This is a genomic window from Calothrix anomala FACHB-343, assembly GCF_014696435.1.
In the GTDB taxonomy this organism is placed as follows: Bacteria; Cyanobacteriota; Cyanobacteriia; order Cyanobacteriales; family Nostocaceae; genus Aulosira; species Aulosira anomala_A.
Window position 1 is genome coordinate 48763 of record NZ_JACJQG010000062.1, and the last position, 11316, is coordinate 60078.

General features: G+C 37.6%; 8 protein-coding genes, 1 pseudogene and 1 CRISPR repeat array. Of the genes and pseudogenes, 6 read left to right on the forward strand and 3 right to left on the reverse strand.

Going from position 1 to position 11316, the window contains the following annotated elements:
• The first annotated feature begins 699 nt into the window (after positions 1 to 699).
• From H6G08_RS27835 to H6G08_RS27855, 5 genes and pseudogenes are all read left to right on the forward strand, one after another.
• A complete protein-coding gene (locus H6G08_RS27835) occupies positions 700 to 2727 on the forward strand; it encodes a calcium-binding protein (RefSeq protein WP_190548992.1) in 2028 nt (675 codons plus the stop codon).
• Positions 2728 to 3461: 734 nt separating this feature from the next.
• On the forward strand, positions 3462 to 4259 hold the full coding sequence (gene egtC / locus H6G08_RS27840) for an ergothioneine biosynthesis protein EgtC (protein WP_190548995.1): 798 nt from the start codon (positions 3462 to 3464) through the stop codon (positions 4257 to 4259).
• Positions 4260 to 4570: 311 nt separating this feature from the next.
• Positions 4571 to 5074: pseudogene (locus H6G08_RS27845) on the forward strand (RepB family protein); the annotation flags it as partial.
• Positions 5046 to 5726 carry a PAS domain-containing protein gene (locus tag H6G08_RS27850; RefSeq protein WP_190548999.1) on the forward strand — a complete coding sequence of 227 codons (681 nt, stop codon included), beginning with the start codon at positions 5046 to 5048 and terminating at the stop codon, positions 5724 to 5726. The pseudogene H6G08_RS27845 and the gene H6G08_RS27850, both read left to right, overlap by 29 nt.
• A 324-nt stretch (positions 5727 to 6050) precedes the next feature.
• Positions 6051 to 7252: a CRISPR direct-repeat array (repeat unit 37 nt; unit sequence GTTTCAATCCCCTTGCGGGGTAATAGATATTTGAAAC).
• Positions 7253 to 7724: 472 nt separating this feature from the next.
• Positions 7725 to 8084, forward strand: coding sequence for a hypothetical protein (locus H6G08_RS27855; protein WP_190549001.1), 360 nt, complete (start codon positions 7725 to 7727; stop codon positions 8082 to 8084).
• A 2-nt stretch (positions 8085 to 8086) separates the two neighbouring features.
• Here the strand turns inward: H6G08_RS27855 and H6G08_RS27860 are convergent, their stop codons facing one another.
• From H6G08_RS27860 to H6G08_RS27870, 3 genes are all read right to left on the reverse strand, one after another.
• Positions 8087 to 9043 carry a hypothetical protein gene (locus H6G08_RS27860; RefSeq protein ID WP_190549003.1) on the reverse strand — a complete coding sequence of 319 codons (957 nt, stop codon included), beginning with the start codon at positions 9041 to 9043 and terminating at the stop codon, positions 8087 to 8089.
• Positions 9044 to 9045: 2 nt separating this feature from the next.
• Positions 9046 to 9723 carry a hypothetical protein gene (locus H6G08_RS27865; protein WP_190549005.1) on the reverse strand — a complete coding sequence of 226 codons (678 nt, stop codon included), beginning with the start codon at positions 9721 to 9723 and terminating at the stop codon, positions 9046 to 9048.
• A gap of 176 nt (positions 9724 to 9899) precedes the next feature.
• Entirely contained in the window at positions 9900 to 10478 is a 579-nt protein-coding gene (locus H6G08_RS27870) for a hypothetical protein (RefSeq protein WP_242046304.1), read from the reverse strand.
• Between the two features lie 185 nt (positions 10479 to 10663).
• Here H6G08_RS27870 and H6G08_RS27875 point away from each other — a divergent pair, with 185 nt between their 5' ends.
• Positions 10664 to 11128 carry a DUF7980 family protein gene (locus tag H6G08_RS27875; RefSeq protein WP_096645755.1) on the forward strand — a complete coding sequence of 155 codons (465 nt, stop codon included), beginning with the start codon at positions 10664 to 10666 and terminating at the stop codon, positions 11126 to 11128.
• The last annotated feature ends 188 nt before the right edge of the window (positions 11129 to 11316 follow it).

Sequence of the window (11316 nt, forward strand, 5' to 3'; positions counted from 1 at the left end):
GGATATTATCATATTTACACCTTTCCTGGAGCCATAGAGATCCTTAGCGCGAAATTCACTAAATCTAGATGGATGCTCAAAGGTTAGGCGATCGCTAAATTAAAACATTATTAACTAATTCGCCGATCGGGGAGATAAGGTATATAGGCATTTGCGATCGTTGGGGCTGACTATATTAAGCAATATAAAAATATGGAACTCATTTTATTTTCAGGACTTCATTTTGAATTTTGAATAAGCAAATTTTGAATTAATTTCTCCCTAATTTTTTGTTACCTCACTACACAAATCACTACTCGCAATTAAATCAGTCCCCAATAGAAAAATCTCTCTTAACAGTCAACAGTCAACAGTCAACAGTCAACAGTCACCGCTATTTCCAAGATAAATGGCTACAATCTCCGAAAAAATTTTCTATTTTAAAGATTAGGTAAAGTTAGATGATTTTTCGGTAATTGTATGGTCAAATAAATACTGCATTTGAGAATTAACTCCAAAACACGAGCCAGTCAAAAAACATCTGTCTTAGTGTAAATAATCACATACAACTAATAGCTTGATAGTAAGTCATAGTGTGCATCAAATTAGCAATCAACATCAACGATCGGTTGAAAATTTCAACTTATCGCTGATGTTGAATTTTCAACCTGCAAAAAATGCAGATTTGCTCACAGGATAATTCATCACAGGAATCAAAGAATGGTAACAATTAAAGGTACTGCTGCAAACGATTTACTCCAAGGAACTTCCGGAGGCGATCGCATTTACGGTTATGCAGGGAATGATATCATCAATGGCGGCACAGGCAACGATACAATGTTTGGTAATTCTGGTGATGATACATACATCGTTGATAGCATTGGCGATATTGTCACTGAAGAAAATAGTAATGGTAGCAATGCTGGTGGCAGAGATACTGTTAAATCTGCGGTAAACTGGACTTTGGGTAAATATGTCGAAAACCTAACTCTGACGGGAACAGCAATTTCCGGGACAGGAAACGCACTTAATAATACAATTATCGGAAATACTGCCAACAATCAACTCGCTGGTGGGGATGGAAATGACATTCTTAAAGGCTTGGCGGGTGCAGATACCTTATATGGCAGTGCAGGTAATGATACAATCAACGGCGGCGATGATGATGATTATTTATCTGACAGCGAAGGTAAAAATAGGTTATATGGCGATCGCGGTAATGATATCTTAGATATTTCCGCTTCTTCCCAAAGTAATTTTTTAGACGGTGGTTCAGGTAACGACTTTTTATATGCTTATAACTCCAGTGGTAATAATACCCTCAAAGGCGGTGCTGGAGATGATGGAATATTTCTCAATAATTCCACAGGTAATAACACAGTCAGTGGTAATACGGGAAATGACGAATTTTATCTCACTGGATCTAGTGGGAAAAATACTCTGTTTGGTGATGCAGGTAATGATAGCTTTTATACCTCTGGCGTCACCGGGAATAATCAATTTTCTGGCGGAGATGGTGATGACTCGTTTTATTTATATGCAAATAATGCAGCATCCTTAGTCACGCAAACAATTAATGGTGATGGTGGTAGCGATTATTTGTTTGTCTATTACGATGATGCTAACGGTGGGATTGAGATGAATTGGAATGCCACCAATACAGAAGGTACAATTACTGCGGGTACAAATAGGATCGACTTCCGCCATATTGAAAGCCTAGAAATCTTTACTACAGACTACGATGACAATATTCAAAGTGGCAATAGCAATGATACCTTTAATATTAAAGGTGGTGGTAGCGATCGCATTAATGGTGGTGCAGGTAATGATTCCCTCTTAGTTGATTATGATGATGCTAAAAATGCCATCATTATGAGTTTCAATGCAACTATCAATCAAGGTTTAATCAAGGTAGGTGCAGATAGAGTTAGTTTCCAAGATATCGAAAGCCTGAAAATTTCCGGTACAGAATACGATGATAAGATTGTCGGTACTAATGGCGACGATATCCTCGATGGAGGCGTTGGCGGTAAAGATACAATTAGTGGCGGTGCTGGTAACGATATAATCGGTCGTGAAGATTCTAGCTATCAGCTTTTATCTGGTGGTGATGGCAATGATACGCTAGGAATCGACTTTTCAGCAGGTTATAACACTTTAAACGGTGGTAATGGTAGCGATCGCCTCGTCATCAATTATTCTAATGGCAATAACATCTTAAATGGTGGTAACGGTGACGATATCCTCAGACTAGAAACTGTTAACGGCAATAACACCTTAAGCGGTGGTAATGGTAATGACTTTCTGGGCGCATTAGATGATACCTATGGCGATAACACCCTCAACGGCGGTAATGGTGATGATACCATCCGTGGGGGTTATGGTAATGATGTCCTCATCGGTGGTGCTGGCAATGATTATCTAATCGGTTTCGATGGTAATGATACCTTTGTTTTTAAGAATTTTAATCAAGGTATTGATACTATCGAGTTTTTTGGTGCAGAAAATTTTGTAATTCAAGTCTCTGCTGCTGGTTTTGGTGGTGGATTATCTGCTGGCGAACTCTTACCGAATCAGTTTACCATCGGTACTGCTGCCACCACCAACGCTCAAAGATTCATCTACGACAATAGTACAGGTAGTTTGTACTTTGACCGAGATGGCAGTGCTAATGCATTTACACAAGTGAAATTTGTACAATTTATTGCTGCACCATCACTCAGCGCCGATAATTTTCAGGTTGTTTAATTAATACCAATTTAAATACTGTTTGCGGCACATCATTATATTCTAAAGGGCATGGCAATGCCATGCCCCTACCATCCTTCGCATCCTTTTTTCAAATTAGTACAAGTATTTTCTAGGATTTGCGAAAAAAAGCAGATACAGCGAATTGCAAGTTGGTGAGGTACAGATAATCGTTAATTGTAGGGGCATTGGCACTGCCATGCCCCGAAGCGCGTACCTCATTTACCTGAAATATGCTGTATTATGTATAGATTTGCTTTCATCTTTAATACTTATAGCTGTAGCCAAATGACTAAAAAACTTTTAAGTCTGTCAACAGTCAACAGTCAACAGTCAACAGTCAACAGTTAACAGTCAACAGTCAACAGCGATAACTTAAACAATTCCAAAATAGCTAAAATTTAGCAATAGCAAGAACACCAAGATTTTCTGTCTAAAGTCATAAATATATCCATGACTTTAGTCATACTGAAAGCAGACACAATATATAAATTAATTGTTAACTTAATAATAGTTAACAAAGCCTGTAGTCAAAGACATCATTTAGCTTACAGCATCTTCCTGTAAATAGACCACGCTGTAGGGGCACGGCATCAGTAAAATTATTGTATGTACAAAAAGATTGTCGGTGCCGTGCCCCTACGATAGATGTGGTTCAAATAGGTGAAAACTGCTGTAAAGCTGGTAGCTAATTTGATTACTCTGGCATTCATCCTATTGTATATTTGTTATCTATGTGTAGATTAATTGGCTATCTCGGTAACAACATTCGCTTGCATGAATTGTTGTATAAACCAGAACATTCTCTTTATCAACAAAGTTATCAACCCTTAGAATTAAAGTCTGGAGTAGTATGTGCAGATGGTGTTGGAATCGGCTGGTACGATGAAGCGGGAAAGTCATTTATTTACCGTAACACTATCCCCTTATGGAACGATCGCAACCTGGAAGAATTAAGCCAATATGTACAGTCTCATTGTACTTTAGGCTATGCCCGACTAGCGGGAATAGGCGAATCACTCGACATTAGTAACTGTCAACCATTCCGGAGCGGTAAGCTGTTGTTTGTACATAATGGCGAAATCGCCAACTTTAAACAAACACTCTATCGACCAATACGCGATCGCCTTTCCGATGCCACATACAATTTAATTAAAGGTATGACTGACTCTGAACATATCTTTGCTCTCTTCGTAGAAATATGGCAGTCATCTCCAGAAAGCAGTCTAGTGTCAGCCTTACAGATGACACTAACAGAATTGACAGATTTAGCGCAAAAATACGACACCAGTTTGAGTGCCAATATCATTGTTAGCGATGGTAACACTGTTGCAGCAGTTCGCTATAGCTATCAAACAGCAGCACCTACTCTTTATTGGTATTGTGATACTGTCGATAGCCCCAGCCAAATTATAATTGCCTCTGAACCTTTATCAAAAAATAACTGGGTAGCTTTTTCTGAACAAAGTACTCTATCAGTTGCAGCCGAGTCATTATTACCAAAAATTAGCCTTTTGCCAAAATACTCTTAATTTTGCTGACGCTACTTGAGGGTTATTATCCACATATTTCAGTTTAATGTGTGTAGCACTATTCAAGAAATCACAAAAACATACTACAGTACAAAATCTGTTAAATCTAACTCTAGTATTTATTGTCATACTTGGATTACACAGGCATAAATCTGGCTATTTATCTAGTTATTAGCTTTTGACACGCCGGATTAGTCAACATTTTTCTGTATTAAAGCAGACCTAGTATTGCTTCAGGAAAAAAATACTTTGTAAATTCTTTACTTGTCATTTAAAAAAGACATACAAAAATGTCTTGCTTTTATGAATGACTAAGAGAAAATGAAAAGTATCATGAAAAATATGAAGATATGACTGACCGAAGGCGTTCTGAAAATTATAAGCAAGTCAGTGGTTATATTCCACTAGAACTAGCTTTAGAATTCAAAAGCATCTGTGCGCGCTTGGGAATATCTCAAGGCGATGCAGTAGAAGAGATGATTCAGGATTGGATAGACAAAACTACAGGTTCTGGTGGTAAAAACCAACCCAAACAAACACCAGAAACAATTGCTGATTTAGTCAGACTCAATGCAATCAAACTTAAAAGTTGCGGTATTAAGAACTTGCAAGCATTAGCTGATGGAGAAGTACTACCTACACCAGGAGACTTTGCAATCATCACTTCGGTTTTAGGTATCCCAGAACAAGAAAGGATAAAGATTTGGCAAGGAACGTATAAACCGTCCGTGTATCCAGATGCTAGGGGTGTAAAAGTATATAGAGTTTCTGAAGGTGTCAAAACAGATGAGTGTCAGTATTCTGAAAATCCTTAACCTACCTGGCTGGAATTATAAAATGTCCTATGAAGGAATTTCTATTCTAGCCCCAACTAAACGCGATGCTACACAACTGGCGCAAAACTACGGTGATGCCCTGAGTGAAACCGCGTTAAAAATTAACGGTAAGATACGGATCAAATGGCGTGGCTGTAAACAACCAATCGAGTTTTTCGGATGGATGGCTAGTCAACTACCACCGGCACCTTCCGAAACCGCCGAACGTATATTAAACAATGGAGGTAAAGTATTTTGTAACCAACTGCATCTTCCTGATGAGTTGTTATATCGGATGGTAGCTGCTGCAGATAATGAACTTCCTGTCAGCATCGTCAGACAAGACACCCGCCAGCAAATCATTGTCAATCAGCCAATGATTGAAATGTTGCAAACTCCTGCTGAGATTGCGACTCAACGGTCAATGTCAAAATTCTGGCTACCAGAAGATTTACACGAGTTGGAAAAGCGATTACAAAGTCATCAACAATTTACTTGGACTTATTCAGCCGGTCTCAATGAACAAGCATGGGCAATTTTGACCACTCAATTTGAGATCTTCGAGACTGAAGGAATATGGTATCGTCAAGGAACTTGCTTGTCGTCTCCTCAACTCGTACCAATTCCACCTGGCGTGTTTGAATCTGCTTAATTTAACGATTTAATTCCTTCCAGAACTCCATAGTTATCAGGTGCTTCCTTTTTTCAGGATATTTTTTGCATAAAGGCAGATGGCAGAAGGCAGATGGCAGAAGGGAAGAGAGTTAAAGTTAAGTTCGTTGTTTAGCATTTAAGCAAGTAAAAAATATACGTCGTAAGCGGCTGATTTTCATCCCCTTGCGGGGAAAAATAGTCCCTTAATTTAGCAACCCTATTTTTTCTTTGCAGTAAGCATCCCTAACCCTTATTTTCAGGCAAAACTATTCCTTTACCCTCAAAAACCTAAAATTTCGTAGGTTGGGTTGAGGAACGAAACCCAACATTCCCCTTGCGGGGTAATAGATATTTGAAACAGTTCGGCTTTTTGAAGGGGGTAAAATTCGCCCTGGTTTCAATCCCCTTACGGGGTAATAGGTATTTGAAACCTAAAACTTTAATTGGCCCTAGCGGACAATTAAATAGTTTCAATCCCCTTGCGGGGTAATAGGTATTTGAAACTTCAGCCGCAATTCTTGATTGTTCTGCTGAGTAGCGTTTCAATCCCCTTGCGGGGTAATAGGTATTTGAAACTTGGTTAACCCAAGCGGGTGTAAGAGGTTCAATCTCGTTTCAATCCCCTTGCGGGGTAATAGGTATTTGAAACCACCCGAAAAAATATTGATGCTGCTACAGACAGCAAGTTTCAATCCCCTTGCGGGGTAATAGGTATTTGAAACCTCGTAAGTTACGCGGTAGACTTCAGATAAAACCATGTTTCAATCCCCTTGCGGGGTAATAGGTATTTGAAACGAATCGGGTTTACTTAACAACAATAAACTTTATCCGGGTTTCAATCCCCTTGCGGGGTAATAGATATTTGAAACCAAGGAAGCCATCCTGTCTCCTGGCGTTACTCAAGGTTTCAATCCCCTTGCGGGGTAATAGATATTTGAAACCTTAGGGTTAACTGACCGTCCTATATATCTAACGTTTCAATCCCCTTGCGGGGTAATAGATATTTGAAACCTTGGCATGGGCAACGGCAAACTTACCCAATCGTAAAGTTTCAATCCCCTTGCGGGGTAATAGATATTTGAAACCCTGTAGCGTGTCACGTATGGCGTAATAAGGACAAAGTAACGTATGTTTCAATCCCCTTGCGGGGTAATAGATATTTGAAACTGCCGCAGGAAAGCAATTTCTTACTAGATATATTGTTTCAATCCCCTTGCGGGGTAATAGATATTTGAAACTAAACAGAAGGATAAACGCTAACTAACATGTAAAGGTTTCAATCCCCTTGCGGGGTAATAGATATTTGAAACCCGCCAAGACTTGCCAATTATTTTCGCATTGAGAGGTTTCAATCCCCTTGCGGGGTAATAGATATTTGAAACCCTTAGCTTCTGTCTTGCGATCTTTTTCCTGGTTGTTTCAATCCCCTTGCGGGGTAATAGATATTTGAAACTTTAGATGCCGCTTTGCTGCTGTTAGTCTTATTCGTTTCAATCCCCTTGCGGGGTAATAGATATTTGAAACCCTTCGTGCTGAAACCCATACACAGCAACCATCTTGTCAGAGGTTTTGGCAGATCGAAAAAAATGGTTATTTTCAGACGACCTTATTGCAATTAATTTGCAACTGTGCCAAATCTCCAAAGGCTAAACTTATTAATTTGTCAAGGTTCTGGCGTTTTTGGCGGAACCCCCCAGGTTTTTGCCCCCGCTTCGGTTTGCCAAACATCAAGCTAACACATCAATAATAGGATGATATCAAATCTATTACCGAAATTTCAGAAGCACTAGAAAATTTACAGAAAATACAGCAGATTGCCAGTTGGAGAAGTCCAGATAATCATTGATTGTAGGGGCATTGGCACTGCCATGCCCCGAAGCGCCTACCTCATTTACCTGCAAATATGCTGTATGTTACAAAATCTTTACCAATGACAAATGACAAATGACTAATGACAGCCAATTGGTATTAACTAAGCGAAATCTAACTTAAATCTATGACACAGTTGTTAGCGTTACTTATTTCCTGGCTAATTGAAATACCAATAGTGTTAATTACATTAGTAATTACTAAACAACTGTCTTCTCATAGGGATATTTGTAATTCATTATTTATCGCCATTGCTGCTACTCTCTTTACCCATCCCCTAGCTTGGGAAAGCAATCAAATATTGACTTCCTATATTAAATTTCCGCTTCGGGTAGCAGTTATTGAGAGTTTCGTTATGATTATCGAAGGTATTTTATATACAAAATTTTTGAAATTGAGTTGGCGAAAAGGCTTATTATTATCTATTTTGGCAAATACCACTTCATTTTTAGCTGGTTTTGTAATTAATCAGCTTTTTTATAGTTAATATTAATGTGATGTGTCTGGTATGGCTAAAGCTAACAGTAAAATCGGGATTTCTACCCAAGCATGAACTGCGGCGACAATTCCATATACAGCACGGGCATTATTAAATGCTATAGTAAACCCGATAAATAATAATGTGCTAAATAAAATAATAAACCATGTAAAATACTTTCGTGGGTATCCTATAAATATACTGTTGTTGGTTCTAGATTGCTTACTATCCTCCCACGTTGGTAATACACCAATAACTACTGCATAATGCATAGATTGTAAAAATACTGCTGCGGAAAAAGCATGAATAGCGATGATTTGATTGTGTAATTGTTTGGGGACAAATACTCCTAAATGCGCTTCAATTCCACCAACCGGAAGTAAGGAAAATTCCCATTTTACTAAATTTAAAGATGATAATAATTTGTAGGGTATTCCTGAAAGAATTAGCAAGGGTATGAGTATAAATACTATAATACAAGCTAACAAAGCGCGATCGCGGTTTGAACCTCGCAATTTTTCAGCGATAAATCCTACAGGGGTAAGGTTATGAAGTACTGCAAATAATAACAGTGTAAGAGTTGGCGAGTAAAATATTCCTAAGGCGATTCCAACAGCTAATACAGTTCCCAAAATTCCTAGTCGCCAATCTTTTTTGACTAAAATCGGGATAACCAAAATTACTAAGCCAATTACACAACTGAGTTCTAAAGGTATGCTTACCCAAGTAGGAATTAAACCAAATACTTGCAAGCTACGCAAAGAAATTATTATTAATAATAGCTGGCTAATAGAAATTCGTAGGCGGTTTATTAGCCGTTGACTAAAGCGATTTTCGACATAGTGCAATTCTGTCAAAACATGGGTTAGCCCAAATGTTGCTAAAGTCAAGGTGTAAGTAGCTAGAGGAAAAGCTACAGATAATATTGCACTCAGCAAAACTAAAGCAATAGCCGCTATTGTGAACATTATTATGATAATTTATTGCGTTTTTTAAAAAAATTTGATTTTTTATAAATCAGCACTATCCCCACGAGTGAGAATCCAGGGATAATTAAATTCAAGAAATTAAAATTTCTGCGCAATGAGGGTAATGGTCTGTTATCTTGTGTTTGATATGCCTTCTTCTCAGGACTTCCTTGTTGGTAAGTATAGATAACTTCTTTATATTTTAATTCCAGAGATTTAGGTTTAATTGCCACAATTTCTAAGACATCTGCAACTTCTTTCACTCCATATCTATCTGGCAGTAATCCCACTGGGTTAATACTAGCTTTGGCAGGAATTAATACAGATTTTTTACTATTAAAGTTTTTTAGGGATATACCTTCTTTATTTTTGAGAATTTCTTGGGATTTGACTAGAGATTTTTTTAGAGCATAGACATCGCTGTATTCCCGATAGCCATTTAATCCTAAACATTTACCTGATTCGAGGATTCTGTTATGTGTTGGGATACTGGGATTTGCTGACTTGATGTTAGCAACTATAAAATAATTAGAATATTTATTAAGATTTGCTATTTGAAAACAGTAATTTACTCTAGATTCCCCAGGGGATAAAATATCTGCTGAAGCAGTAGGTACTTGAATACAGGATAGGAGAGTAAGTAAAACTAATATTATGAGGATTGGTTTTACAGGCTTCATGATATGCACAATGGTATAAATTTTATAGTTTAAATATAACTTCTAAGAATCATTTATTTGTGAAGCTGTACAAAAATATACTTTTTTTGAACGCAAAGTTACGCTAAGGTTAACGCAAAGGTACGCAGAGTTTTTTAAGTTCTATGTCTTTGAACATAATTATTTGTATCTTTGTATTAACTTGGTACAAGTACTATTTCACCAGTTTTTAAATTAATCTTGACTTTAGATAATTTTTTATCTCGGTTGTATTCTAAAGGAATAAATACAAAATTATCAATAGTTTCAGGTGTACCAAATAGACAAGGGCAGGTAAATTTTGTCCTCATAAATGGAGTGAAATTAATTCTCAATTTTAGCTCGCCGTGATATGTACCGCATTCTGTAGAAGTATCTGGAGGAGCGCAGGTATAGTTGTATAAATAAATTGTCTGAGAATATTCTTTGTATATCAAAGTTTCTATACTGGGAGCATCAAAGGCAGATGCAACGTAAATTATAAATAAGACAAATAGAAATATTAGGGTTGTTATCAAAAAGTGAATAATAATTAAAATACGTGTTTTAACTATTGGTAGTGGTTGCGGTTTTTTAAATAACAATAAGCCGACAACTAAAGTTATTAGCCAAATTGCTATCGAAAAGCAGAATTGAATATTTACCCAACTAGGAATTATGGGTAAGAAGTGAATTCCTATGGCAATAAATGGGCTAATCAAAAACAATAACAATTGCCAGTTTCGATAATACAACATAAAATCTCATACCAATCCATGACATTGGTATCAAAATTTTGTGTAACTCTCGGCTTCTGGAGCGCTTACTTTAAGTATTTGTAACAAAACTTACATTTTATCTATAATGGTTGTGTATTTACTTATAGATTTTTTATCCTGTTTGTACTAAACTACGATAAAACAATCGGCATTATGTATTTAACATGGAAAATACACAACAGACAAGTAGCGAATTAAACGCTACTACCAATAAGGCCAATGACTCTTTTGCAACGCTAAACCCAAGCGGAATCAGGCTGACAACGATTTTAAAAACCATCAGAGGTGGTTTTTTTCTGGTAATCGGATATTTACTTTCGCCGATGTCTTGGTGGAACGATTTATTTTTCAATCTCCCACTGGCTTATGGCTTTGGTTATCTCTGTAGTTTATTTTCCAAAGACTTACTGGTACCATGTGCGATCGCAGGATATTGGCTTTCTAATGTACTAGGAATTCTCCTGATGCAAGCTGGGGTGATGGATGTACTGCAAAATCAGGCACAAGAACGCAATCTAAAAAAAGAGTTGCTGACAGGGTTAGCTTCTTCCACTGCTTATACTTTAGTAATTTTGGCGTTAATTCATTTCAAGATTCTCGATACGCCGAATCTTTTCCCCGGTAGTTAATTCACTGAAGAGGAAAAGGGGCAGGGGGCAGGGAGCAGGGGAAAATAAAATATCTTCTCTGAGAAATTGGATAATTTATTTTGTGACAACTCTCACCGCTAACTGCAAGCAGTGTAGCGGGAGCATCTCAGATTCACAAATGAGACTTTCTGCTTCACAGGCTGGGCATCCCCTAAGCCTCCACAGAC